Origin of the sequence: Calothrix sp. PCC 7507 (genome assembly GCF_000316575.1) — a bacterium.
GTDB lineage: Bacteria > Cyanobacteriota > Cyanobacteriia > Cyanobacteriales > Nostocaceae > Fortiea.
In genome coordinates, this window is sequence record NC_019682.1 from 3,205,906 (window position 1) to 3,231,962 (window position 26,057).

General features: G+C 43.6%; 18 protein-coding genes and 1 pseudogene. 12 read left to right on the forward strand and 7 right to left on the reverse strand.

Features of this window, described 5'->3' with window-relative positions; genetic code table 11:
- Positions 1-17: 17 nt before the first annotated feature.
- Together CAL7507_RS13610 and hslO are read right to left on the reverse strand one after the other, a co-directional pair.
- A complete protein-coding gene (locus CAL7507_RS13610; RefSeq protein WP_015129050.1) occupies positions 18-2,066 on the reverse strand; it encodes a hypothetical protein in 2,049 nt (682 codons plus the stop codon).
- Positions 2,067-2,429: 363 nt separating this feature from the next.
- A complete protein-coding gene (gene hslO, locus CAL7507_RS13615) occupies positions 2,430-3,335 on the reverse strand; it encodes an Hsp33 family molecular chaperone HslO (RefSeq protein WP_015129051.1) in 906 nt (301 codons plus the stop codon).
- A 193-nt stretch (positions 3,336-3,528) separates the two neighbouring features.
- On the opposite strand from hslO, the gene CAL7507_RS13620 reads away from it, so the two are divergent.
- Positions 3,529-3,915, forward strand: a complete 387-nt coding sequence (locus CAL7507_RS13620; RefSeq protein ID WP_015129052.1) for a hypothetical protein — start codon at positions 3,529-3,531, stop codon at positions 3,913-3,915.
- A 785-nt stretch (positions 3,916-4,700) separates the two neighbouring features.
- On the opposite strand, the gene CAL7507_RS13625 is transcribed toward CAL7507_RS13620, so the two are convergent.
- Together CAL7507_RS13625 and sat are read right to left on the reverse strand one after the other, a co-directional pair.
- Entirely contained in the window at positions 4,701-6,872 is a 2,172-nt protein-coding gene (locus CAL7507_RS13625; protein WP_015129053.1) for a caspase family protein, read from the reverse strand.
- 204 nt (positions 6,873-7,076) lie between these two features.
- Positions 7,077-8,255 (reverse strand): sulfate adenylyltransferase, encoded by a 1,179-nt coding sequence (sat, locus tag CAL7507_RS13630; protein WP_015129054.1) that lies wholly within the window; start codon positions 8,253-8,255, stop codon positions 7,077-7,079.
- Positions 8,256-8,754: 499 nt separating this feature from the next.
- Here sat and CAL7507_RS33415 point away from each other — a divergent pair, with 499 nt between their 5' ends.
- A complete protein-coding gene (locus CAL7507_RS33415; protein WP_255348339.1) occupies positions 8,755-8,883 on the forward strand; it encodes a hypothetical protein in 129 nt (42 codons plus the stop codon).
- Here the strand turns inward: CAL7507_RS33415 and CAL7507_RS13635 are convergent.
- Entirely contained in the window at positions 8,866-11,247 is a 2,382-nt protein-coding gene (locus tag CAL7507_RS13635; RefSeq protein WP_015129055.1) for an ELWxxDGT repeat protein, read from the reverse strand. The two genes, CAL7507_RS33415 and CAL7507_RS13635, sit on opposite strands and share 18 nt — an antisense overlap.
- A gap of 424 nt (positions 11,248-11,671) precedes the next feature.
- Between CAL7507_RS13635 and CAL7507_RS13640 the strand changes: the two genes are divergently transcribed.
- The 5 genes from CAL7507_RS13640 to CAL7507_RS13660 all read left to right on the forward strand — a co-directional run bounded on the left by CAL7507_RS13640 (position 11,672) and on the right by CAL7507_RS13660 (position 20,003).
- On the forward strand, positions 11,672-14,857 hold the full coding sequence (locus tag CAL7507_RS13640; RefSeq protein WP_015129056.1) for a DEAD/DEAH box helicase: 3,186 nt from the start codon (positions 11,672-11,674) through the stop codon (positions 14,855-14,857).
- Positions 14,858-14,862: 5 nt separating this feature from the next.
- Entirely contained in the window at positions 14,863-15,702 is an 840-nt protein-coding gene (locus tag CAL7507_RS13645) for an SWIM zinc finger family protein (RefSeq protein ID WP_015129057.1), read from the forward strand.
- Between the two features lie 950 nt (positions 15,703-16,652).
- Entirely contained in the window at positions 16,653-16,970 is a 318-nt protein-coding gene (locus CAL7507_RS13650; RefSeq protein ID WP_015129058.1) for a hypothetical protein, read from the forward strand.
- 238 nt (positions 16,971-17,208) lie between these two features.
- The gene (locus CAL7507_RS13655) at positions 17,209-18,936 is read left to right on the forward strand and encodes a succinate dehydrogenase/fumarate reductase flavoprotein subunit (protein ID WP_015129059.1); all 1,728 of its coding nucleotides are present in this window, start codon (positions 17,209-17,211) and stop codon (positions 18,934-18,936) included.
- Between the two features lie 179 nt (positions 18,937-19,115).
- Complete coding sequence (locus CAL7507_RS13660; RefSeq protein WP_015129060.1) at positions 19,116-20,003, forward strand: 4a-hydroxytetrahydrobiopterin dehydratase; 888 nt, start codon at positions 19,116-19,118, stop codon at positions 20,001-20,003.
- 17 nt (positions 20,004-20,020) lie between these two features.
- Here the strand turns inward: CAL7507_RS13660 and CAL7507_RS31680 are convergent.
- Positions 20,021-20,143 (reverse strand): annotated as a pseudogene (locus CAL7507_RS31680) (ISKra4 family transposase); the annotation flags it as partial.
- A gap of 225 nt (positions 20,144-20,368) precedes the next feature.
- On the opposite strand from CAL7507_RS31680, the gene CAL7507_RS13665 reads away from it, so the two are divergent.
- From CAL7507_RS13665 to CAL7507_RS13675, 3 genes are all read left to right on the forward strand, one after another.
- On the forward strand, positions 20,369-20,941 hold the full coding sequence (locus CAL7507_RS13665; protein WP_015129061.1) for a transposase: 573 nt from the start codon (positions 20,369-20,371) through the stop codon (positions 20,939-20,941).
- 352 nt (positions 20,942-21,293) lie between these two features.
- Positions 21,294-22,184, forward strand: a complete 891-nt coding sequence (locus tag CAL7507_RS13670; protein WP_015129062.1) for an alpha/beta fold hydrolase — start codon at positions 21,294-21,296, stop codon at positions 22,182-22,184.
- Positions 22,185-22,433: 249 nt separating this feature from the next.
- On the forward strand, positions 22,434-23,492 hold the full coding sequence (locus CAL7507_RS13675; protein ID WP_015129063.1) for a serine/threonine-protein kinase: 1,059 nt from the start codon (positions 22,434-22,436) through the stop codon (positions 23,490-23,492).
- A gap of 174 nt (positions 23,493-23,666) precedes the next feature.
- Here the strand turns inward: CAL7507_RS13675 and CAL7507_RS13680 are convergent, their stop codons facing one another.
- Positions 23,667-24,095: a nuclear transport factor 2 family protein gene (locus CAL7507_RS13680; RefSeq protein ID WP_015129064.1), complete on the reverse strand. Its 429-nt coding sequence runs from the start codon at positions 24,093-24,095 to the stop codon at positions 23,667-23,669.
- A gap of 150 nt (positions 24,096-24,245) precedes the next feature.
- Between CAL7507_RS13680 and queG the strand changes: the two genes are divergently transcribed.
- Positions 24,246-25,220 carry a tRNA epoxyqueuosine(34) reductase QueG gene (queG, locus tag CAL7507_RS13685; RefSeq protein ID WP_015129065.1) on the forward strand — a complete coding sequence of 325 codons (975 nt, stop codon included), beginning with the start codon at positions 24,246-24,248 and terminating at the stop codon, positions 25,218-25,220.
- Positions 25,195-25,830 carry an HAD-IA family hydrolase gene (locus CAL7507_RS13690; RefSeq protein WP_042341328.1) on the forward strand — a complete coding sequence of 212 codons (636 nt, stop codon included), beginning with the start codon at positions 25,195-25,197 and terminating at the stop codon, positions 25,828-25,830. Before queG ends, CAL7507_RS13690 begins: the two co-directional genes overlap by 26 nt.
- Positions 25,831-26,057: the final 227 nt, after the last annotated feature.

Here is a 26,057-nt window from a genome sequence, read left to right on the forward strand (position 1 = left end):
GTACCTCCAATGTACGATTACTGCCCAGTGGTAGTTGGTGATGGCTGGACTTCCGGAATCTCAGGCGTAGGTGCAGGTACAGGATTGAGGAATTGTCGCCAAGCCCGGATTTGGTCTTGCGCTGCACTGTAAGCTGCACTCCGGCGTGGAACCAAATTGGCAGTCTCAATAGCTTTGACGACATCAGACTGACTTTGAAGGCGGGCTATGTCTAACAATTGCTGGCTCCATTGGTCAATCCCAACATTAGCATCCAGGCGTAAAATACTCCGCCTTGGCACCTGATTCGCTAACTGCATAGCCTCAACTAAGGCTTCTGGTGTACCAGCAAGTGCGACTTCCCTTGCTCTTTTCCAGTTTTCTCTAGCTTGGATTTGCCCTTGCCAGTCATCGATAGCCGCTTGTGCTTCACCCGCCAGCGCCCGCCCTGATGAGGCAATTTGTTGAGCTGCATTAATAGCTGCGGGGAGATTGCCACTTTGAGCCAGTTCTCGTGCCTGATCTAGGTAGGGCTGGTCTTGAATGCGCTGAATTTTCGCTGTCCAAGTGCGAATTCGCCGCCGTGCTTCGGGATACAATGCCCGACCGTTACGAATTTGACTAGCTTCGGCGATCGCTGCTTGCAAGGAGTTAGTATCTTCTAGTAGCGCTATCTGTTCGGCACGATCTAAGAATGGTCTGTCTTGGATAGTCTCTACTTGGGCTTGCCAGCGATTCACTTCCTGTCTAGCTTCTGAAGCACGAGGGTTGACAGATGGAATTTGCTGTGCTTGAGAAATAGCTGCGGCTAAATCACCTATCGTTCCTTGACTAGCCAGTGCGCGTGCTTTTTCTAGACGGGCAACATCTTCAATTTCCAACTGCCAACGAGCAATCAGTGCTTGTGCTTTGTTAAATATTGTCCTGGAAGAATCAATTTGTTGTGCTTGGGAAATCGCTGTCTCTAAACCCGGAATAGTACCAATCCATGCACTTCTTTGGGCTTCACCCAAGCTAATAAAATCGTCAATTTCCGTTTGCAGTCCAGTATTTGGCGGAATTTGTTTGACTATTTTCAGTGCTGTATCAGCATCGCGTTGATCTAGCTTTTTCTGTGCCAACTCCAGCATTTTGCGTCCAAATACAGGAATTAACTCTTGAGCTTTTTGATAAACGTAGCTTTCCTGGTTAATTGACTCGGCTATCTTCAGCGCTTGCAGGAGATTATCAACGACACCGCTATCAGCTAGACTCTTGGCTTTTGCTAACTTTTCGCCATCTTCCCGAGCGCTGGCAATTAGGCGATTCAACTGGTCATACTTGGTACTCGCCCAGTATTTATTATCTACACGCAGCAACCGAGAAGACAGCATAAATGCTGATTGCCAATGTTGTTGTCGCAGTTCCTCTTCTGCTTCTTTGTAGATGTCTTCTGCCTTAGACCAAATTGACTGCCATTTAGTCACTTGCTCTTCTACTAGTTTATAGGCAGGGACATCATTGGGTATCTTGCGAGCAGTGGCGATCGCTTCATCTAATCTACCTGCTTGAAAACTTTCATCAGCTAGCACTAGAACATCTTTCGACCATTTTTCTAAAAAGCGATCGGCTTCTCCCCGCAGGGGGTGATCCGTTGGGAGTTGCTTGACTAAATTAATCGCTTGTAGTAAGTCTGCCACTGTTTGCTTAGAAGCTGCCAACTGAGCGCAATGTAGCCGCATTTGGGAACTAGCCAAGGGCCAGAAAATTGTGGGGCAGTTGGGCGCAGATGGTAATTTTAGCAGCATAGCCACCGCTAAAAATCCGATGCTGCCGGGTATCAAGGTTAACATGATTAACCAAAACACCCAGCTTTGCATCCAGCGAGGCAATTTCTGATAAATCTGATTAAGAGAAATAGTTGCTTCTGAGAGACTATCTAAAGGTAATCCTTCGGGATTGTTTTTTGTTTGCCGCTTCACTGACTTAGAGTTAGAACCAGTAGCTGGAATACCAAATGCATGAGTTTCTTGGGATGATTCTATCGTTTTATCTGGCTTTCTCGCTCTGGCTGGGGACCAACTGTCTGGAATATCCCGCTCTGTCATTGCTCACACCACAATAATTGAATAGCGATCTGTTGGCGATCGATAATCCTATTGTTGCCATAGTAGCTTTCCCATTATCAAAAAGCTATCTTACTTCATGATCTATCCCAACAGAGAAGCTGATGCGCGCCTAGACTAAGAGAACTCCATCACAAAGAATAATCTAGAAGCTGTCATTACATAGGCGATGCCGAACCGTAGTGGCGTGGCAAGACTAAAATGGTGTATTAATTCAATCAAATAAACCACCCATAAAAGACAATCTCGTTCAGTTGCTCTCGTAGGGTGGATAACGTAATGGAGCGTTATGGGGCATTGCCGGCTTCTTCTCCATGCCGCAAGTGGCGTGGAGTTTTTCATACCTTATCTTGTTACAGAAGATTCCGCCTGCAAATCAACAATCAGTTGAGCCAAGTGACTGCTACTAGCCTGATAAACGTTGCCACAAAAATCGCAAGTGGCTTCAGCACCATCATCCTTGACAATCATATCTTGCAGTTCAGCTTCTCCCAGAATTTTTAATGCCCCCAGCACTCGATCAAAAGAGCAACCGCAGTTGAAACGCAATATTTGAGTTTCGGGAAATATCCTCAAGCCCATATCTCCCAGTAGTTCACCCAATATTTCTGGTAGTGACTTCCCTGCTTGTAATGATGGTGTAAATCCCGCTAAAGATGCAACCCGTGACTCCAATGTTGCTACTAAAGCTTCGTCTCTGGAGGCTTTAGGTAAAACTTGTATTAATAACCCACCAGCCGCCGTCACCCCAGTTGATCCCACAAACACACCTAAAACTACCGCCGAAGGAGTTTGCTCGGAATTTACCAAATAGTGGGCTACATCATCGCCAATTTCGCCAGATACAATCTCTACGGTACTAGAATAAGGGTAGCCATAACCAATGTCTCGCACAACGTAAAGATATCCTTTTCCTACTGCACCACCAACGTCTAGTTTACCTTTAGCGTTGGGAGGTAATTCAATAGAGGGGTTCCCAACATAACCGCGTACTGTTCCATCTAATCCAGCGTCCACCAATATACCACCCAACGGCCCATCGCCCTTAACTCGGACGTTGACTCTAGACCCAGCCCGTTTCATACTAGAAGCCATTAACAAGCCTGCTGCCATAGTCCGACCTAGTGCTGCTGTTGCCACATAAGATAGATTGTGACGTTGCCGTGCTTCTTCCGTCAGGCGTGTGGTGATCACACCGACTGCACGAATCCCACCATCGGCTGCTGTGGCGCGAATTAATTGATCCGCCATGAATAACCTTACCAATAAAATGTCTTGCTAAAAACCCTTGCTTTTGGGCGCGGGAGAAGTTACACCGATTATAACAAAACTTAACTTAAGCTTCTGAATGAAGTGATAGCACAGTGTTCACTTTTAGAGTTTCCCCAAAAAGCATCTCAGATTACATTGATATCAAACCTCTCTCAAGGCAAGCTGCTAAATAATGTTGGGTAATTTTCAACAAAGCCAATTAAGAATAGAAATTGCTGCATCTGCTGATGCGATTCATCACAGTTTGTTACGTCCACTGCAATTAGAGAAATGGCTCGTAGGACAACGTTTCGCTCCAGGAATGCCAGAAGAACTGCATTCAGGGTTTCAGTTTACTAGTTGGACTGGGCCAGTTGCAATCCATCATCACGTGGATGTGGTCAAATCCAACTGCTTGCGCCTGTTATTAAGTGGGGGTATTGACGGGTTTCACGAATGGTATTGGGGAGAAGGTTGGGTGCAGTCTCGCCTAGAAGGAATTTCAATATTCCCTCTGAATTTGGGGCAAACCTTGAGTTTGTTAAGTTTACGTCAGTTTTTGGCAATTCAAAAGTCTTAAATCAGTTAACAGTTATCAGTAAACAGTGATCAGACTGATATTTCTACTCTCAGTACGGTTCGGTTAAAGTTTTTTGATGAAAATTCTAAACCCCGTCTAGTGGTTTGTCAATTTTGTTTTGAGGGGTTTTTGGTAGTGCGGGCCGAAAAGCCCGCGTGAGCGAGACGCTCACACTACAGTCCCTCATTTCAACCCTGACAGACTAGGTTGAAAACCATAGTTTTAAAAGTAGTGGGAGCATCTTGCTCCCAGGGGTTAGTAGCGGGCATCTTGCCCGCTACTCCGGGTTTCTAGGTTGAAAACCATAGTTTTAAAAGTAGTGGGAGCATCTTGCTCCCAGGGGTTAGTAGCGGGCATCTTGCCCGCTACTCCGGGTTTCAAAATGGGGAGCATCCACTTTTGGAAGAAACACCAGGCGATTGGAAATCGCGGCTATACAAACTAACAAACTAAACCCGCCTAAGCGGGTTTCAGAGAGTCCGAGAAGGCGGTGAGACAGCGCTGTAGGAGGGTATCCGAACGCACAGCGACTGCGAACCCGTTAGCGAGTCTTCGAGTGTCAGGGACTTTGTTTGTGTAGCCCCAGACTTCTAGTCTGTTCGCGCAGCGTGCGCCTTAGCGCAGGGCGATCTGCCGAAACGGGATGCTCCCTCAAAATGGACGAGGTTTAGATCACAAATATGCGATAAATCGCGTCTCTTGCCTTAACCGAACAGTATTGAGCCTGCTAAGTGTAAATTCGGTATATACAGTTAGATACATTACTAAAATACTAAATTTCGTGCTTACACGACCTGAAAACTAAAGTTGAGGCTAGCCCAGCTATTGACATCTAAAATATAGGAGTCAGCAGCAGTGCCATTCATCTCAGCTTTAACGGCGCTGGCGTTATGCAAGTCTTGCAGCAGGGCTTGGGCAACTTCTAAGGGGTTCAATAATGGACTTATGGGTTGTTGATCGGCTGTGCGATTTATAGAGGTTTCCAGGGCTGTTAGGGTGCCGCTGAAGGGGTTGGTGCTGAGGATTAGTTGGTGTTCGCAGAAGAATGCTGGCCCGGGAATTACCCATCCAGCAGTGGTGGCAGTTTGTGGTATTGCCAGTGTTGCGCCTGGGGCGATGACTATCTGTTGGAGTGGGGGTTTGGGTTCGGAAATGCTGGTTTGGGGAATGATTTGCCAAGGATATAATGCGATCGCACTCCGGCTATTCCTTAATCCAACTAAGATTAAATATACTGGGCGATCGCCTAAATTTTGTACCCTGTACTGCACTCGACTACCGATAGGCACGATGGGTACAGTTCCCGGTTGATTGCGGTAGGAAATATTACTTTGCCCTTCTGCTTTAAGAGTCCGCACTGTTTCTCGTTGCATGACCACTCTACGTGATATGCCACTAATGATTTCTAGGGTTCCCCTCACAGCCAAGCGAGAAGAACCTTCATTTTCTGTGAGTCGCCACAACTTCGCTGCTAGCAGGGTGGGTAATTTTGGCGCTAAACTTTGTACTGCAACTTTTACGGCTTCTCCCGCTTCCCCAACCATGTTGGGAATCAGCTCGCCACTAACAGAAAATAGACCATAACGGCTAGGAGTTGGCAATAGCTTCCCAAATACATAATCACTGGGCTGTTCTCCCGCGACTACTGTTGACACATGAGTAGCTGTGGCAAAAGCACTTGTAGCGTCTACCCGCTCAATTCGCTCCAGTTTAGTATCTAGGGCAACCGTTAAACCAATATTCCGGGGTAAAACTCTGACTGCTTCTTGAACGAGTTGCCCGACTTGGGGGAGAGTAGTATGATCAAGGCTAGAGATTAAGGCTTTGGCTTTTAACCCGGTACGCGATCGCACTACTAACTGTTCGTGTGTATCTAAGGTAAGCCGAGAATTAATTCCGTAGTATTCCAGGACTTGTGGTGGTAGTCCTGCTAACCACAACTCGACTGTTTTTCCATCTTCTTCTATGGCTGTCACCACGCCTTCTGCGCCAATGGTATTATTTGGGAGGAGGAATTCTGCAAGCAATGTTTCTTGAGGATTTTTTTTCCCACTCAACAAAGCTGGTTGCTGTGTACTACCCACTTTGTAAATAGAACTCGCCACATGGGAAAGGATAACTTGAATTGTCGTGGCTGGGCTAGCTTCCCATAAATACTGTGTCAAGGCATAGGTAAATAGGCCGGCGCTAAAACCTGAAAACAGCACTTCCCTCGCTAACTGTTTCGGGTCTGAAGTAGCTGCTAATAGTATTGCATTACCAATAGCATTTTTAGTAGCTAGTTGGCTTTTGAGTTGTTGTTGAAAATCGAGTTCTGCTGCTGTTAGCTGTGCTGATATGTCCGGACGGGAACGAATTCGCCATCCGGATGGCTGGATTGTACTAGGAGCATAGTAACTAGTATCTAATACTGCTGTGACACGATCTGTCGGCAGCGATCGCAATAATAGCAGTAGGGTGTCTTCTAATAAATAGTTGACAATTTTCTCACCTTGTTGATCTATTTGCTCATTAGCTGAGATCAGTGCGTTTTGAAATGAATCTGCCAAAGTAGGCGATTTGATGCGAGTCCCGTAACCGCTGAAGTGGAAAATAACCACATCACCAGGTTTAATTTGCTTGCCGAGATGCTCCAAAAAAGCAGCTTCAATAAATTCTCGGCTAGCTTGTTCCTCAGTTAAAGTGAGAATATCTGATGATTGGAAACCAAAGCGATGTATCAACAGTTCCCTTTGCAGTTCCACATCTGTCAAACAACCACTGAGGGCTGGATTTTTTGGGTATTGGTTGATGCCTACTAATAACGCCAACTTACGCGGGTTGGGATCTGCCAAAGCTTGATAATAACGTAGGCTTTGCCCGCCATAGGCATTGCCCAAAGTCAACCAATCAGCTTCACTTACCCCCAACGCCGCGAGTATAGAGCCAATCCGATATAAAAACGTCCGCCGCTTCATATATTAGCCACCAGTCTCCAGCCTGTCAGCTAACAGCTTAAGGGGCTGAAGTCTGTAGTGTAAAGCTAGGGTTTATACTGTTTGCTCGCTTTGCGTGTCATTTGTCATTTGTCATTGGTCATTTGTTATTTGTCATTTCTCCCTCATCTCCCTCATCTCCCTCATCTTCCCAATCCCCAGTCCCCAATCCCCAATCCCCAATCCCTAAGCCGGTACTTCTATTTGCATGGCTCTTGCCAGTTCTGCGGCTACTTCTGGACGAGAAAATTCTGGTGGGGGTAACTCACCCCGACGCAGCATTTCCCGAACTTTCGTTCCCGACAGGTGAACACGTTCCTCTGGCTTGCTGGGACTGCTTTTAGTCGTTCCCATTTGTTTGGTACGCAGGCAATAGAAAGCATGTTCAAACTTCATGGGCACAATGCCTAATTCACTAGTATCAAACTCCTCAAAGATATATTGAGCATCATAAGTACCGTAGTAATCACCAACGCCTGCATGATCTCGTCCGACGATAAAGTGAGTACAGCCGTAGTTCTTGCGGACTAGAGCATGAAAAATTGCTTCTCTGGGGCCTGCGTAGCGCATAGCGGCTGGGTTAATTGCCAAAATTACTCGGTCTAGGGGATAGTAGTTTTCCAATAAGATTTCATAGCAGCGCATCCGCACATCAGCGGGAATGTCATCTTCTTTTGTCGCCCCTACCAATGGGTGCAAAAATAAACCATCAACGGTTTCCAAGGCGCACTTCTGGATATATTCGTGGGCGCGGTGAATGGGGTTGCGAGTTTGAAAGCCAACGATAGTTTTCCAGCCTTTGGTTTTGAACATTTGCCGAGACTCGGCAGGATCAATTTGATAGGAGGGAAATTGAGGATGGCGATCGCGTTGTAATAGCCAGATGTCACCTGCAAGATGTACTGTACCTTGGTTATAGAGTACCTGCACCCCAGGATGTTTGGCATCATCAGTGCGATAGACATTTATCGCCTCACGGGCTTTATCATATTCATACTTTTGTGTCAGCTGCAAGACACCGATAAACTCACCTCTGGGGTTATCCAGACGAATTAAATCGCCTTCTTTGAGGGGAGCAGCTACTTCTGGTGTTACCGAAAGTGTAATCGGAATTGACCAGACAACACCGTTAGCAAGACGCATTTCTGTAACCACGCGATCGTAGTCTTCTTGGTTCAGAAAACCTGTGAGTGGACTAAAACCGCCGATCGCAATCATTTCTAAATCAGAAACGGCTCGCTCGTCAAGTTGCACTCGTGGTAAAAAATCGGCTTTGGAGAGAAATTCAGCCCGTTGTTCTGGTGTGGCGATGCGATTAACCAATTTTCCGCCGTGGGGTGCAATGGTATCTGGATGGTGACTCAACGTAATCCCCTCTTTGCGTTAACTGTAATTCTGTATGTATTAACTTATCAAAATGTCGGCACACAGAGAACAAGAGTTTGTAATTGGGCATTGTTGAGGCGATTTCTAGAAATAATTTTACCAATTCCTGGGCAAACAACCGTTTGCCCCTACGGTTCACTGACAATCACATGGTAATTTCTATAGCAGTCCGTTTTGATTTTTGAACAAAATTAGGTATCGTAGGGTGCGTTAGGATGAAATCCGTAACGCACCATCATCAAGGATTTGGTGCGTTACGCTGTCGCTAACACACCCTACGTATCTTTTCAAAAATCAAGCCGGATTCCTATAGGACTAGCCCTTTCAAGGTGGCGAAATTCGGAACGAAAATTGGTTATTTCAACCTTTAAAAATCCCAAAATCTGAGCGGATAACTTAGGATGATCACACTAAAGTAACGTATCTTCGTTTGTCACCTTGAAAGGGCTAGTCCTAAATACGTAGGGGAGCCACCCTTGTGCGCGGGTTTCCCGCGTGGGGAAATGCCCACAAAAACCTGGATCTGGTGGGCATTGCCCACCCTACAGATACTGACAATCACACGGTAATTTCTATTCGGGAAATCTCTTTAGGCGATCGCAGTTAAATTAACCTTAACAATAATATCGTTGAAATCGCGATCGCCACCATTAGCTAAATCCTCAAAACCAAAAGTATTATTACCCAACAAACGAATATGATCCGACTTATCAGAATTAGCACCCAAAAATGGGAAATAAATCGCCGGATCATTATTAGGATTGCTATCTAAAAGCGCATCAGGAGAGCCATTGACAATAATAAATGGCGCAAAAATAGCACCAGGTTGAAAAACACCACTGTAACTAGCAGCACCTTGGTTACTCACAGACAAATCAATCCCTGCAACCCGCTTACCTAAAGCAGCTTGAATATAGCCAGCCTGTCCCGTGAGAACATCAGCCTTGCCATCACCGTTAGTATCAATCCCCCCATTTTCATCAGCCACCTGATAGAAACCAACAAAATTATTAAAAGCCGCTTCCCTGTGGACAGAAAAATTAGCTGTGACAGATTGTTTAGCCTCCCGCAAATCAATCACCTCTCCCTGTGATTTGCCTTGGAGATTCGTACCCAAAGTGAGAGATTTAGTTGTCTGCTTAATTTTCACCACCAAATTGCTAAAATCTGTCGCACTAGCACCAGAACCATCTCTCCAAGCTAGCGAGAAACCATCATCACCTAAATCTGTAATCTTTTGTGTAGAGACACTAGAAAACAGTAACTCTGTGATAGCAGTAGCACCAGTTTTCACAGCATCAAAAGTACTATTTTTCACCAAGAGAAATCTAAATTTCTCCTCAGAATTCAATTCCAGCAGACTACTAAAATTATTGCTGTCTAACCCATTGGGAGCATTAACAATTACCGAGAAAATTACTCGAGAACGTTCTAAAGCCGCTTTAGCATAACCTTCAGCACCAGGAGCAATACCGTTGATTGTGCCTTTATCATCATCAACAGTAAATAAACCCAATTCATTCAGCAAATTAGAACTGCATCCGGTGAGGGTGATTTCCAGTTTGGTTTTGACATTCTTCTCTTGACTTTTGATGTTGAAGACATCATCACTCGGATTTGTTAAACGGCTGGGTATATTATCATTAGGTTCGTCGATATTGATAGTAAACAGTTCAGTGCCATTTTGTCCGTTATTTGCAGTAAAGTAAAGCTTACCGTTGACAACAGTTAAATTCGCGGGATAAGAACTAGCATTACCGGGATTGATATCCAAGACTCGTACTGTTCCAGCGGCTGTGCCATCACTTTTCCACAACTTATAGCCATTCGTGCCGTCTGTGGCTTGGAAGTAGAGGGTGCCGTTGACATTTGTCAGGTTGCTAAGGTCGGAGCCATTAGCGCCTAAGCCATTAGTGCCTATATTAATATCTTTGACTAAGACAGTACCGTTCGCTGTGCCATCACTCTTCCACAACTCAAAGCCATTCGTGCCGTCATCGGCTTGGAAGTAGAGGGTGCCGTTGACATTTGTCAGCTTGCTGAGGTCGGAGCTATCAGAGCCTGTAAAAATATCTTTGACTAAGACAGTACCGTTCGCTGTGCCATCACTCTTCCACAACTCATAACCATTCGTACCGTCATTGGCTACAAAGTAGAGGGTGCCGTTGACATTTGTCAGGTTGTTAGGGGATGAGCCATTAACGCCTGTAAGAATATCTTTGACTAAGACAGTGCCAGCCTCTGTGCCATCACTCTTCCATAACTCTCTACCATTCGTGCCGTCATCGGCTAGGAAGTAAAGGATGCCGTTGACATTTGTCAGGTACTCGGGGCTGGAGCTATTACCAGCGCCTGTCCTAATATCTTTGACTAAGACAGTACCGTTCGCTGTGCCATCACTCTTCCACAACTCAGAGCCATTCGTGTCGTCATAGACTACAAAGTACAGAGTGCCGTTGACATTTGTCAGGTTGTTAGGGGATGAGCCATTAGCGCCTGTAAGAATATCTTTGACTAAGACAGTGCCAGCCTCTGTACCATCACTCTTCCATAACTCTCTACCATTCATGCCGTCATTGGCTACAAAGTACAGAGTGCTGTTGACATTTGTCAGGTTGTTAGGGGATGAGCCATTAGCGCCTGCAACAATATCTTTGACTAAGACAGTGCCAGCGGCTGTGCCATCACTCTTCCACAACTCAAAGCCATTCGTGGCGTCATAGGCTGTGAAGTAGAGGGTTTTGTTGACATTTGTCAGGTTGTAAGGGTTGGAGCCATTAGTGCCTGTAAAAATATCTTTGACTAAGACAGTGCCAGCGGCTGTGCCATCACTCTTCCACAACTCAAAGCCATTCGTGCCGTCTGTGGCGCTGAAGTAGAGGGTGCCGTTGACATTTGTCAGGCTGTTGGGGTTGGAGCTATCAGAGCCTGTAAGAATATCTTTGACGAGCGTGAGTGTGGTAGTTGTCATGATTGTTCAGTATTTCCCTGTTGATGATCGTTATTTTTCGTTGGACAACATCACTTGTACTCAAGCAGCCCAAAGCCACCAATTCCTCAGTAAAATTACTGTGGCAATTAGTTGAGCTAGTTATAAAGGTTTGTAGTCAGCACTAAAGTCCTGAGATTCTTTCAGCACTGAAATGCTGACTACAAAATCATCTGCTAGCTTAAGTTTTTATGTATGTATAGTTAATCATTAACCGCCTAACATTCTAGGCGACGTTTATCGCTAGTGTCAAAAGTTACATTTTGCTATGAACAGGGGCGGGTGTACTTCAATTTACTGGCAAAGTACTGTATCAGCAATAATTCTTGATTGTGTAACCCCTACTTTTGGTAAAGTAATCTTAAAACTGCCATAATTTCTAAACAATCCAGAGGCATTGCAACCTATGAAAGTCCTTCATGGCACCTGGATACCAAATACAAAAAACGACTTTATTCAGCTTGGGTCTTTTTATTTGTGGGTGGAAATTCCCATACTCAAGCCAAGCCGCAGTCAAAGTCAACAGATTCACCCTGGACATTTAGCAAAAGACGAACTCATCACTTTTTTGGGTCACATATTGGGTTTAAAAGAAACAGCTACCCAATTGAGTCAACGCATATCTCCAAAATACTTTGCCCTACCAACTACCAATAATCAACCCCTACCTTCACCAGAACTAACCAAGTATTTGGAGTTAGAAATTCTCGAAGAATATGAAGAATTTCAATATTGGCAGGTAGATTGTTATGAAACGGTTATTTCTACTAAAACGGCAAAAGCAATTAATGCGATAAAACTCCTAAACGATATCCATTTTTTAGCACTATATAGTTCAGGGGAAGTGCAACTCGGTTCTGATTTATTATTTTGGTATCACTACACCCAAGTTTTTAAACAAGTCATCCTCAAAGACCAATATATTCCTGCACTGAAATATCGGCAGTTAGCAGCGGCAAAAACCAAAAAAACATCTAAGAAAACAACACCTACGCCATTTGAAATTTACCCTACCTGGGAAATTATTTCTCAGGCATACGAAGCAAATATCAAAAAATATATTGAATATATGCCGCTGATTTGTACAGCAGGTGCGGCTATATCCAGTGACAGGATTGAATTCTTCAATAAAGAAACTTTGTTACGTCATTTTTCGGAATCTGTAGTCCACGATTTAGTGACTCATACACCCTCGACTGCTGGTTTTGATAAACAGATTGCAGATTCCTTAATTTATCATTGCCTTTATCCTCACCACCCACTAACAACAAATGCAGCCTTGGCAGAATATCAGCAGTGGCTGGAGTGGAAAACTAAAATTACCCGTAGCCAAGCTGACTCGGCTTTTCATCTCTGTTTCCAGCTACACTCTCCTAGCGCTGCAGAGATAGACAATTGGCAAATGCAGTTTCTGGTAGGCAGCAAACAAGACCCCTCTCTCAAATTGGTTTTGTCAGATTACTGGGTAATGAATAAAGCAGCTAAAACTGGCATACAAAAGCAATTTGGTCAAGATTTTGAAACTCATCTGCTGCTAAATTTAGGTTACGCAGCGCGGATGTATCCTCAACTGTGGTTGGGATTGGAAACAGACCAACCTACAGCAATGCAACTGACTTTAGATGCAGCCTTTGACTTTCTCCAAGAAAGTGCTTGGGTGTTGGAAGATGCAGGTTTTAAAGTCATTGTCCCTGCTTGGTATACTCCAGCTGGTCGCCGTCGTGCTAAAATTCGCCTCAAGGCATCGGGTAATAAACTTGCCCCAACGAAGGGGGAAAGCAAAAGCTATTTTGGGCTAGATTCCCTGGTGCAATATCAATATGAATTGGCAATTGGGGATCAAGTTGTCACCTCACAAGAATGGGAACAACTAATTAATGCGAAAACGCCTTTGGTGCATTTTCGCGGTCAGTGGATGGAATTAGACCGGGATAAAATGCAGCAGTTACTGGAATTTTGGCAATCCCACGGTGATGAACAGCCCCAAATGAATCTGCTGGAGTTTCTGCAACGCAGTGCTGAAGCCGGGGATGAGTGGGAAATTGAACACGACGAAGTTTTAGCAGAGATGATGGCGAAGTTGCAAGATAAAAGCCAGCTAGAACCAATTTCTGATCAACTAAATCTGCAGGGTACTCTGCGAGAGTATCAAAAGCGTGGTGTTTCCTGGCTGCAATATTTGGAGAAATTGGGCTTAAACGGCTGTTTAGCAGATGATATGGGTTTGGGTAAGTCGGTGCAGGTGATTGCGCGGTTGGTGCAGGAGAGGGAGTCATCTGAACATGGTGAGATTGTTCAACCTCCGTTACCGACGCTGTTAATTGCGCCGACTTCTGTTGTGGGTAATTGGCAAAAGGAAATTGCTAAGTTTGCGCCGCATTTAACAAGTATGGTGCATCATGGTAGCGATCGCCTGCAAAACTCCGCAGACTTCCAAGCCGCCTGTCAACAGCAGGATGTGGTAATTACTTCTTTTACCTTGGCACGCAAGGATGAAAAGCTACTCAGTAGTGTGGCTTGGCAACGTCTGGTTTTAGATGAGGCGCAAAATATCAAAAATCCTAAAGCCGCCCAAACTAAAGCAATTCTCAAGCTTTCGGCGAAGCATCGGCTGGCTTTGACAGGAACTCCCGTAGAAAACCGCTTGTTAGATTTGTGGTCAATTTTTAACTTTCTCAATCCTGGTTACTTAGGGAAAGAAGCCCAATTTCGCAAGTTTTTTGAGGTTCCCATTCAAAAAGACAATGACCGGGTGAAATCAACTACCCTGAAGAAGTTAGTGGAACCTTTGATTTTACGCCGGGTGAAAACTGACCAGTCTATTATCAATGACTTACCAGACAAGGTTGAACAAAAACTCTACACTAACTTGACAAAAGAACAAGCATCACTATATGAAGTCGTGGTGAAAGATGTGGAGGAGAAATTACAAACCACAGAAGGGATTCAACGCAAGGGTTTGATGCTCTCTACCTTGATGAAGCTGAAGCAGATTTGCAATCATCCATCCCAATTCTTGCAGGATAACAGCGAATTTTCCACTGAGCGATCGCATAAACTCAGTCGTTTAGGCGAAATGGTAGAAGAGGCGATTTCTGAAAGAGAAAGTCTGCTCATTTTCAGTCAATTTACTGAAGTTTGCGAAAATGTCGAAAAGCATATCAAACGTAACCTACATTGCAATACCTACTATCTCCACGGTGGGACAAACCGCAAACGTAGAGAACAAATGATTAGCGAATTTCAAGACCCAGATACAGAACCTTCTGTATTTATCCTATCCTTGAAAGCAGGCGGTGTAGGTATCACCCTCACCAAAGCTAATCATGTCTTCCATTTTGACCGTTGGTGGAACCCTGCAGTCGAAGACCAAGCAACAGATAGGGCTTTCCGAATTGGTCAAAAAAAGAATGTTTTTGTGCATAAATTTGTCACTATCGGGACTCTAGAAGAAAAAATTGACCAGATGATTGAAGATAAGAAAAAACTCTCATCTGCTGTTGTTGGTAGTGATGAATCCTGGTTGACGGAATTAGATAATGAAGCCTTTAAGCAATTAATTTCGTTAAATAAAAGTGCAATTTTGGAGTAAATTTGATGAATAAATTTAGCCGGACTTGGTGGGGCGATCGCTTTATCAAAGCACTAGAAGAATTTACTGATGATAGCCGACTCCAACGTGGACGTTCCTATGCTCGTGGTGGTAAAGTCCTCAATTTTGAAATAGAGCAAAATAATATTACCGCTCAAGTTAAAGGCTCAATCAATCCCTACTTTGGTGTGTATAAAGAACCAACATACAACATATCCATTGAAATTACACCCATTGCCAAACCACGCTGGAGTGAAGCCATCCAAAAACTTTCATCTAAAGCCAGTATTGTTTCTCGGTTGCTACTAAATGAAGTCCCAGAAAACATCGAAGACACATTTTCTCAGATGGGATTACACCTCTTACCCCAAAGTAGCAAAGATTTCAAAACTAAATGTTCTTGTCCAGATTATGCCAATCCTTGTAAACACATTGCCGGAGTTTATTATTTAGTAGCTTCTCAACTAGATAACAACCCATTTTTATTATTTGAACTGCGGGGATTATCTAAAACAGAACTGCAGAATAAATTAGCTGAGTCCAACTTAGGAAAAGTCCTTTCTCAGGAACTGAACGCTAAAGAAATTCCCCTAGAAACCTCTACCTCATTTTACACAAAACTAGAAAAACAATCTGTTGACCAAAAGCCAAGTAATAGAGAGTTTTGGTTAGGTACAAAGCGATTACCACAAACTATTGAAATTCCCACTCAAAGCAGTGTGTCGGCAATTTTAATTAAAAAACAGGGAGATTTTCCAGCTTTTTGGCAAAAGGATAATTCTTTTATTGAAACGATGGAAGAGTTATATCAGCGAGTGAAAACGAAAAACCAAAACTTGATTTGAGATAAGTATGTAAAGACAAATTAAGTTGATACAGACAGATTTTTCGTATGGGCGCGGTCTCCGCCATTGGTGTCAACTTAAGCGAAATCGGCGGTTAGAAACCGCGTCTACACAAACAAAACCCACACTTCGACAAGCTCAGTGACCGCCTCCGTGGGTTAAAAAACCCTAATTTCTTGTTAGTTCGCGGAGGCGGCCTACCCTTCTCCTGACGGAGACGCTGCGCGAACGGGAACGCCCGCCGTAGGATGCCCGAAGGGCTGTAGGGCGAACGCCTGTGTAGCCAAGCCACGTGCTAACAGCGGGTTCTCCGACTTGTAGCACGTGGCGCGCGAATTCTATTCGCCAGGTCTTAAGTTGACACGTATGGGTCTCCGCGCCCTTGCCAACGTGTTTGTATCATTAAATTAAAGTGAAATGGTATCAGCCGAGGCTGTTGACTCTGAGGATTTTCAGCCCAAAATGCATCAGACAAAATAATAGTCGTAGTTCTCATCAGGGCATGGCAGTGCCGATGCCCCTACGGTAAACACAAAAATTGCATGATAATTTTTAGCTAATTTCGTACAAAGTCAACAGCCTAGTACAGGTCGGCGGAAATAAAGTACCTATTACAAATCGCCTAAAGGCTGACTGTAAAGGTTTCTTCGTTTCATACTTCATACTTCATACTTCAGACTTTTTGTACTAGTATCAGCCCAACATTTTAAGGTTGCCGCGCTACTACAATTTTTTGTGCATCATTTTAGTTATGTCCGTCCACTACGGATAATTTATATTTCTTTATATACATTGAATTTTTCTCGCCTACTTACCAATAATAAATTTAGTAACAAAAATAAGTTGACTCTAAAGTAATGTTACAAAACTTGGAAAAATATTGAGAAATTGACGACAAGTCAAACATAGCTTTAACGTAGAACCTATAGGAGACACTTGAGGCAAATAAGATGAGCATAAATAAGATGCAAAACTATCGGTTTGTCTGTACCCTGACCTTCGGTGATATCTACGGACAAATAATTGTTTGGTTGATCACAGTTACCATCAGTTTGGCATCCGCTTTGGCACTAATGGGTGCTAGAAGACCAGTGTATGCTTTAGCCACTGTAGGCCTCGTTGTCGTGCTGTCGCTGCCTTTCTTATTGTTTGCCTTTGTGACTACATTGTTAAATCATATTGAATTAACTGCTATAGAACCGGGAACAAAAACAGAACCTATCCCTGGTAATGTTTCCCAGCAACAACCTGTACAAGCAACTAGTTGAGGGACTGCACTTCGACTGCGCTCAGTGACCAGGGACTGGGGATTGATTAGTATTTTTTACTTAGCACTCAGTAAATTCAGATCAGGTTGGTGTAAATATTTTGTTATTATCCCTGTCTATTGGCAGGGAATTTTTTTGGAGAAATTTCACAGTAGTGGCGATCGCCTCTTGTGAATCTCATCCTTACAATAAATAAAACAGCAGCTTTTTGCAGTCGGGAAATATTTAATACTGAATTATGCTTGAACATGATGTAATTATTGTCGGTGGTGGATTGGCTGGATGCCGTGCTGCTGTGGAAATCGCCCGCACTGATCCCAGTTTAAATATTGCTGTAGTTGCCAAAACCCACCCCATTCGTTCCCATTCAGTCGCAGCCCAAGGGGGTATGGCGGCTTCACTGAAAAATGTTGATGCTGAAGATACTTGGCAAGCACATGCTTTTGATACTGTCAAGGGTTCTGACTATTTAGCAGACCAAGATGCTGTAGGCATTCTCACCCAGGAAGCGCCAGATGTGGTGATTGACCTGGAACACATGGGGGTTTTATTTTCGCGCTTATCTGATGGTCGCATTGCCCAACGCGCTTTTGGTGGACATTCCCATAACCGCACTTGTTACGCGGCGGATAAAACAGGTCACGCAATCCTGCACGAATTGGTGAGCAACCTGCGCCGATATGGTGTGCATATTTACCAAGAGTGGTATGTAATGCGCCTGATTTTAGAGGAAGGTCAGGCAAAAGGTTTAGTCATGTTCAGCCTTTTGGATGGACATATTGAGGTAGTGCGGGCAAAGGCGGTAATGTTTGCCACTGGGGGCTACGGTCGTGTATATAACACCACCTCCAATGATTATGCTTCCACTGGTGACGGTTTAGCAATGACAGCGATCGCTGGTTTGCCTCTCGAAGATATGGAATTTGTCCAGTTTCATCCCACTGGTTTGTACCCGGTAGGGGTGCTGATTTCCGAAGCAGTCAGGGGAGAAGGGGCGTATCTAATTAATTCTGAGGGCGATCGCTTTATGGCGAACTACGCACCTAGTAGGATGGAACTAGCTCCTCGTGATATTACCTCAAGAGCGATCGCTTATGAAATTCGCGCTGGTCGGGGTATCCATCCTGATGGTAGTGCAGGCGGTCCCTTTGTCTATCTCGATTTGCGTCATATGGGCAAAGAAAAAATTATGAGCCGCGTCCCCTTCTGTTGGGAAGAAGCACACCGCCTCGTAGGTGTTGATGCCGTGACTCAGCCAATGCCAGTCCGTCCCACCAATCACTACTGTATGGGTGGTATCCCAGTGAACACAGATGGACAAGTCCGCAGTAGTGGCAATGGTTTAGTAGATGGCTTCTTTGCGGCAGGGGAGACAGCTTGCGTGTCCGTCCACGGTGCAAATCGCCTCGGTAGTAATTCACTACTAGAATGTGTAGTTTATGGCAAACGTACCGGAGCAGCGATCGCTCATTTTGTCCAAAATCGCAAACTCCCCACTGTCAACGAACAACACTACATCAACGAAGCCAAACAACAAATCCAAGCCCTGCTAGCACAACCAGGACAATACCGCATCAACCAAGTACGTCAAGCCTTCCAAGATTGTATGACTGAGTATTGTGGCGTTTTCCGCACTGCAGCCTTAATGAGTGAGGGTTTACAGAAACTTACAGAAATACAACAACAATACCCACAAATTTATTTAGATGATAAAGGCACTTGCTGGAATACAGAACTTGTAGAAGCCTTGGAATTGCAGAGTTTGATGGTAGTAGGACAAACAATTTTAGCTTCAGCCCTCAATCGTCAAGAAAGTCGCGGCGCTCACTTCCGCGAAGATTATCCCCAGCGGGATGATGATAAATTCCTCAGACACACGATGGCTTACTATTCGCCAGCAGGCATTGATATTCAGTATCGCCCAGTGGTGATTAATATGTTTGAGCCAAAAGAGCGGAAATATTAAATCAGTTAACAGAAAATACCAATTTGTAGGGTGTGTGACGCCGCAAAAATACATTGAGTTAAGCGATATATGATTTGTAGCGTCACGCACCGATAATGATTGTAGCTACTCAATTGGTACATTATTAATTAGCCAGTTCTTAACCAGCGATCGACAAGAATAGTAAATTTCTATTGCTTATGCTGAATGCACCAATTTTTATCAGTTACCGAAGAATAGATAGTGCCGCCGAAGCTGGACGTTTGTACAGTACTATTCTTCAGGAACTGGGAAGAGATACCGTATTTATGGATACGTCTTCTATTGAACTTGGAACACAATGGCCAAAAGAATTGGAAGAAGCTTTGCAAAAAGCTCAAATTGTTATCGTAGTCATAGGTACTAAATGGATTCGGATTAGTGATGAATATGGGTTGCGTCGTATAGATCAAGAAGATGATTGGGTTCGTCGGGAGATTGAGTTTGCACTTCGTGAGAATAAAAAATTACTCCCGTTGTTGGTTAGAGGTGCCAAAATGCCACCTGCTAATAAGTTGCCGACATCAATTAGTGGCTTAACTCAAAGGCAAGCAGTAGATATTCGTCATGACTATTGGGATCATGATATCAAGCTTGCGCTTGAGCAATTAAGATTAGTTACTGATAAAAATAAACAGAGCGAACGCTCCCTGACAAGCAATAATCTTTGGGGAATCTACCCCACTCCTGATCCAGAAAAACCAGAGCCAATTAGTGACGAGAAACTTCAGATTGCACTCAGCGGTAACTTATCAAAGTGGGAAAAAGTAGTTAGTCCGCTCCCTGAAGATCCAACTAGAGTGCGTGTTGAAATTTGGCGCAAGTACCAATTCAAAACTTTCCGCGATGCCATCGACTTTATGAATCAGGTTGCACCTGGATGTGATATTGCACTCCACCATCCTCGATGGGAGAATGTTTGGAAAACAGTTAGAGTCTATCTAACAAGTTGGGATATTGGTCATCAAATCTCTGATCGAGATATTCAGTTAGCAAAATATTTTGATAAAGCTTTTTCTGATTTTCCTGGAGCAAAGCAAGATAGATAGTACCGCAGGGCGGATCTCTAAAGCTTGGCGTTGAGATAAGCACAGCGATGCTTGAGGACTTGAAAGACATTCGATTCATCCCATTGTGCGCCAGAGATTTTTAATCGCCGATCTATTTGTTTGATAGTAGACTCGATCGCCAATGATGATCTCTGGAGTCAAAAAAGGTGGTTATGAGACTCGGATCATGGATGCTGTCATCTGCTAACTTCTAGATAGTCAAAACAATAATAATTTTTTCTGAAATGCTGCCATACATAAAGCATCGCTACCATTAGATCCCCGACTTCTTCAAGAAGTCGGGGATCTGAAATCTTGACTCTTCATAGGGAATACTAAAAGGCAGCATCTCATATTCAAAGCTTATGCCGCAAAGACCGATTTCCCTGCAAGTTGGGAATTTTTACCATGTTTATAATCGGGGGAACAATCGCCAAGCAATTTTCTTTGAGCGTGAGAACTATATTTATTTTCTCCGATTGGTAAGGGAACATCTGATTAGCAATGCAGTAGATATTGTTGCTTACTGTTTAATGCCTAATCATTATCATTTTTTGGTTTATTTGAGAGATGAAACTCTGTCTGATGCAATGAAATCTCTCTCTCTTTCCTATACAAAGGCAATTAATAAGCGTTTTAATCGTTCTGGGGTGCTATTTCAGGGGAGGTTTCAAAGTATTCATATTTTACAAACTGATTATCTGATCAATCTCTCATGTTATATTCATCTAAATCCAGTGAAAGCTGGACTAGTACAGCAACCTGGAGAATGGGAGTTTTCCAGCTATTTGGAATATGCAGGATTACGAGCAGGAACACTACCCAAAACAGAGTATATTAAAACGCAAATTGAGGAAAAGTCAGCTTATCAGCAATTTTTGGCGGATCATAACCTACCTGATAGCGCTGGTTTCAAAAGACTTTTGCTAGATGATTAGTCTGCGAGTAATAGATCCCCGACTTCTTAGAGAAGTCGGGGATCTGAATTATCGCGATCGCTCTAAGCAAGCTACTAATTAATCAAATAATTCCTTTGTGCGATCGCCTAAAATAATCTTGCAATCAAAAAAGCGATCGCTTTCCCTAGATCCCCGACTTCTTCAAGAAGTCGGGGATCTGAACACCACTAACCTCTCAAAACTTTTGGGACAGAGCAGTAGGCTAAGAGGATGTGTATCAAGACACTTTGTAGTTGGCAATATGGGTTAATTCGACCTAACAAAGCGCGATGCGAAACTTTCCCATCGTACAATGTAATGCCATCACAACAATTCTTTAGGAATCTTAATAATGAGTTTAACTAGCCAGCAGCTACCATCAGCTAACTTAGAAAAGTTGATTTGGAATTGGCAGGGTTACAAAATTCAATACACCGTCATGGGGACAGGACGCCCCCTAGTATTGGTTCACGGCTTTGGTGCATCCATTGGACACTGGCGTAAAAATATCCCAGTTTTAGCAGATGCTGGCTATCGGGTTTTTGCTGTGGATTTGTTGGGTTTTGGCGGTTCCGAAAAAGCACCCATTGATTACACCATAGAAGTTTGGGTAGAATTGCTCAAGGATTTTTGGGCAGCACATGTTCAAGAACCGGCTGTATTTATCGGCAATTCCATCGGGGCGTTAATTAGCTTGATGGTGTTGGTAGAACATCCAGAAATTGCCGCTGCTGGTGTTTTAATTAACTCAGCGGGAGGATTAAGCCATCGTCCCCACGAATTGAACCCGCCGCTACGTATTGTGATGGCAGCTTTTAGTAGAGTAGTGCGATCGCCAATTACAGGCAAATTTGTCTTTAACCGCATCCGTCAAAAAGCCCAAATTCGCCGCACACTCTATCAAGTTTACCGCAACCGTGCAGCCGTCACTGATGAATTAGTTGATTTACTTTATACCCCTTCCTGCGAACCAGGAGCGCAGCAAGTTTTTGCATCCATCCTCACAGCGCCTCCAGGGCCTAGTCCAGAGGAACTTTTGCCCAAAGTAGAACGTCCCTTATTAATAATTTGGGGTGCTGACGACCCTTGGACACCAATCACCGGGGCAAAGATTTACGAGGAGGCGCGTGAGAATGGCAAACCAATCAAAATTATCCCCATTCCCAACGCCGGTCATTGTCCCCACGATGAAGTTCCTGATGTTGTCAATACCCAAATTGTGGATTGGCTAGCACAAAGGTAAATCAATTTTGGATTTTGGATTTTGGATTTTAGATTGAGCCACGTCCCATAAATGCAGGAGCTTCATCGTGAGCGCTCAGTCGAACGATTTTGAATTATTCAATCCAAAATTTAAAATTTAAAATCTAAAATTCAGTGATGATGTTCGTGGATATGCGCCTTTGTGCAAGATAGATTAAAAAGCCGTTCACAATTTGGGTAAGCACCTCTGATTTTTCTTGACACAATGACAATCAAGTGGTGTGAATGTATGGGACTTGATGTACGAAATCGATACAAAGAAGATATTCCCCTAAGTAATCATCCCAATTTTTCCCGATTAGGCTATCAAGTTATCCAAGAACTAGGACGCAATCGGCAAGCAGGGCGCATTACTTATCTAGCTCAGGCGCTAAAGTCTGATCAGAAAGTAGTAATTAAAGAGTTTCATCTTGCTAGTATAAATTCTGATTTGTCAGGTTTGAAAGCTTATGAACGAGAAATCGCCATCCTGCAACAACTGAATCATTCCCGCATCCCCCGCTATGTAGATTATTTTGAAACAACAGCGGGTTTTTATATGGTGCAGGAATATAAAAATGCCCCATCTTTAGGGATAAAACGCTGTTTTCACCCCGAAGAAATCAAACAAATTGCAATATCAGTTTTAGAAATATTGGTGTATCTGCAAAGGCGGATTTCTCCAATTATTCACCGAGATATTAAACCAGAGAATATCTTGGTTGATGAACGATTAAATGCTTATCTAGTTGATTTTGGTTTGGCACAGAGCCAGGGTGCCAAAATGGCTCTCAGCAGCTTTGTCGCAGGTACTCCAGGCTTTATGCCACCAGAGGAACAGCTTGGCCATCCGCTCACAGAAGCGTCAGACTTGTATAGTTTAGGAGCCACACTAATTTGCTTGCTCACGCGCACCCGTTCTGTGGATGTTGGTAAGTTAGTGGACGAGCAACATCGCTTTAATTTCCAGAAGTTATTACCCCAAATCAGTCCCCGTTTTCGGTTGTGGTTAATGAAAATGGTAGAACATAACCGCAAACATCGCTATGCTAACGCCGCGCTGGCTTTAGCTGCCTTGCAGCCAATTCAGGTACTTGGTACTGGTACAAGAATAGAAATTCTCGCTGCTGCTGTCAAACGCAAAAAACGAGCAGCTATGTTGGGATTAGCTACTGTTGGTACACTGACTGCTGTGGGGACAACTTGGATGATGGCACAACCGGGAGGTTTTGCCCAACAAATATTGGAAGCGCAAGAATGTCTTGGCTCTAGCTTAGTATCAAATTGTCAAGATAAAACTGGACATTAAATCAGTTATCAGTTATCAGTTATCAGTTCTCACAGTTTCAGTCGGGGATTTGACACTTCGACTTTGCTCAGTGACCACCCTAACTGTTACCTACCACTTGTGAGAAGCGGGGGGTTCTGACCCCAGAATCAATACATCCTCTCTACTGATAACTGATAACTGTTCACTGTTGAACTAATTGTGACGACGCAAGTTGAGTAGCTGTTGGGGAGAAGCTAAAAGCTTGATTTTGGCGTTGACTATTTGGCGGTGCTGATTCAAGATAAACAACCACGAGACATTGACACTGCACCAAGAAGTTTGCGCTTTACCTGTAACGTGGATTTGGATTTGCTCACAGACTGAAGTCTCAGTAATTCCTTGCTGAGGATAGGCTCGAATACCTTGAGCTTCTTGTTGTAAATAGGTAGCGATCGCATCTCGCCCCACAATATCAGATACAAACGGCGGATGCATCACACCATTCTCTGCAAATAAGGCAGCAGTTAAGAGAAAATCTTCGGCGTTCAACGTTTCAAAGTAACGCAGTATTGTAGGTTCTGTAATTCCGGCAATGGGGAATGTTTCTGTTGTTGTGTCAGCTTTGAATTCAGCAGATGTCATATATTTATCGCGATCGCGCTACTAGCTGAATCTTCATTGCAATACAAAAACAGCCGAGAAAAAAGCTGCTGTCGATATATTGCCTATTGTCTTTTATTGTGTAGTGTATAATTAACGAGCCAATTTTAGGGCAAAATTTAGATAAAATAAATGGAGAAGCGTGCCGTAATCAACAGCAATGTGATCAAAGAAAAAGCTAGTGAGTTAGGCTTTCACAAAGTAGGGATTGCTGCCGTAGATGGAGTTGACGCTACAGAGGTGCAGCGGCTGCAAGCGTGGATAGCGCTGGGTTATCACGCCGAAATGGCATGGATGGCTAACCCAAAACGCCAGGATATTAGCTTAATCATGCCAGAAGTGCGATCGCTCATCTGTGTCGCCCTCAACTACTACACACCAGATCAACGTCCCCAAGGCGAAGAATACGCCAAAATTTCCCGTTATGGCTGGGGAAGGGATTATCACAAGGTGATGCACAAAAAACTCAAAGCACTAACTATCTGGTTACAATCGTTAGGTGAAAGCATCCAAGCCCGTTATTATGCAGACACTGGCCCAGTTGCCGATAAAGTTTGGGCACAACGAGCCGGGATTGGTTGGATCGCGAAAAATGGTAATGTCATTACTAGAGAGTATGGCTCTTGGGTATTTTTGGGAGAGGTGTTGACAAATTTAGAATTAGAGAGCGATCGCCCATCCACAGAACACTGTGGCACCTGTACTCGTTGTCTTGACGCTTGCCCTACAAACGCGATTACCCAACCCTTTGTTATCGATGCTAACCGCTGCATAGCTTATCATACAATTGAAAATCGCTCAGAGAAATTACCCCAAACAGTCGCACCCCATTTACAAGGCTGGGTTGCAGGTTGTGATATCTGTCAAGACGTTTGTCCTTGGAACCAACGTTTTGCCCACGTCACAGATGTGGCAGAATTTCAGCCCTATCCTGGGAATATTGCGCCCAAGCTGATAGAATTGGCAGAAATCTCAGATGAGGAGTGGGATCAACAACTTCCAGCATCAGCCTTGCGACGGATTAAGCCAGAAATGTTACGACGTAATGCCCGTGCTAATCTTGATGCATCTAAGCAAAGTAATGACCCAGAAAGTAATTATTTTTGATTTTGATGGCACGATTGCAGATACATTAGACGCTCTTGTAAGTATTGCCAATCGTTTAGCTGTCGAGTTTGGTTATATACAAATCACTCCAGAGGAACTAGCTATATTAAGAAATTTTAGCTCGAGAGAAATTATAAAATACTCAGGGATTTCTGTTTTTAAAATTCCCTTTCTAGTTAAAAAGGTGAAATCTGAATTAAAAGATAAAATCCATGAGTTTAAACCTATTTCTGGAATTCAATCAGCCTTAATAGAACTTAAGCATGAAGGCTATAAACTAGGAATTATTACTTCTAACTCTCAAGAAAATGTGACCGAATTCCTTAAAAACAATGCTTTAGATAGCTTATTTGATTTTATATATTCAGGAGTAACAATTTTTGGAAAAACCACAATCATCAATAACGTATTAAGACAAAAGCAATTCAAAGCTCAAGAAGTCATCTATGTGGGAGATGAAACCAGAGACATAGAGGCATCAAAAAAAGCCAATATCAAAGTCATTGCCGTCACTTGGGGTTTTAATTCCTCAGAAGCACTAGCTAAACAAAAGCCAGACTTTTTAATTCACCAACCGAATGAACTATTAACAGTTATCCGCAGTTGTTAAATAGACATAAGAGCGAAAATTAATTCTGCTTTACCCGAAAGAGCGATCGTTATCAACGAACGCTCTTAAAAATTTTGTATTCCAGATTAAAAGAAGTTTCCTAATACCAAGTTGCCAAAAGAATGCGACGGATAAATCGTAGGGGCGGGGTTTTCCCACCCTTCCAAACTTTAATTGGTATAGGACTCATATTTGATTTTTGAAATACATGTAGGGGAGCCACCCTC

Coding starts and splice junctions, on each gene's coding strand:
- CAL7507_RS13610 (WP_015129050.1), bottom strand. CDS start 2,066: ATGACAGAGCGGGATATTCCAGACAGTTGGTCCCCAGCCAGAGCGAGA.
- hslO (WP_015129051.1), bottom strand. CDS start 3,335: ATGGCGGATCAATTAATTCGCGCCACAGCAGCCGATGGTGGGATTCGT.
- CAL7507_RS13620 (WP_015129052.1), top strand. CDS start 3,529: ATGTTGGGTAATTTTCAACAAAGCCAATTAAGAATAGAAATTGCTGCA.
- CAL7507_RS13625 (WP_015129053.1), bottom strand. CDS start 6,872: ATGAAGCGGCGGACGTTTTTATATCGGATTGGCTCTATACTCGCGGCG.
- CAL7507_RS13635 (WP_015129055.1), bottom strand. CDS start 11,247: ATGACAACTACCACACTCACGCTCGTCAAAGATATTCTTACAGGCTCT.
- CAL7507_RS13640 (WP_015129056.1), top strand. CDS start 11,672: ATGAAAGTCCTTCATGGCACCTGGATACCAAATACAAAAAACGACTTT.
- CAL7507_RS13645 (WP_015129057.1), top strand. CDS start 14,863: ATGAATAAATTTAGCCGGACTTGGTGGGGCGATCGCTTTATCAAAGCA.
- CAL7507_RS13650 (WP_015129058.1), top strand. CDS start 16,653: ATGAGCATAAATAAGATGCAAAACTATCGGTTTGTCTGTACCCTGACC.
- CAL7507_RS13655 (WP_015129059.1), top strand. CDS start 17,209: ATGCTTGAACATGATGTAATTATTGTCGGTGGTGGATTGGCTGGATGC.
- CAL7507_RS13660 (WP_015129060.1), top strand. CDS start 19,116: ATGCTGAATGCACCAATTTTTATCAGTTACCGAAGAATAGATAGTGCC.
- CAL7507_RS13665 (WP_015129061.1), top strand. CDS start 20,369: ATGCCGCAAAGACCGATTTCCCTGCAAGTTGGGAATTTTTACCATGTT.
- CAL7507_RS13670 (WP_015129062.1), top strand. CDS start 21,294: ATGAGTTTAACTAGCCAGCAGCTACCATCAGCTAACTTAGAAAAGTTG.
- CAL7507_RS13675 (WP_015129063.1), top strand. CDS start 22,434: ATGGGACTTGATGTACGAAATCGATACAAAGAAGATATTCCCCTAAGT.
- CAL7507_RS13680 (WP_015129064.1), bottom strand. CDS start 24,095: ATGACATCTGCTGAATTCAAAGCTGACACAACAACAGAAACATTCCCC.
- queG (WP_015129065.1), top strand. CDS start 24,246: ATGGAGAAGCGTGCCGTAATCAACAGCAATGTGATCAAAGAAAAAGCT.
- CAL7507_RS13690 (WP_042341328.1), top strand. CDS start 25,195: ATGACCCAGAAAGTAATTATTTTTGATTTTGATGGCACGATTGCAGAT.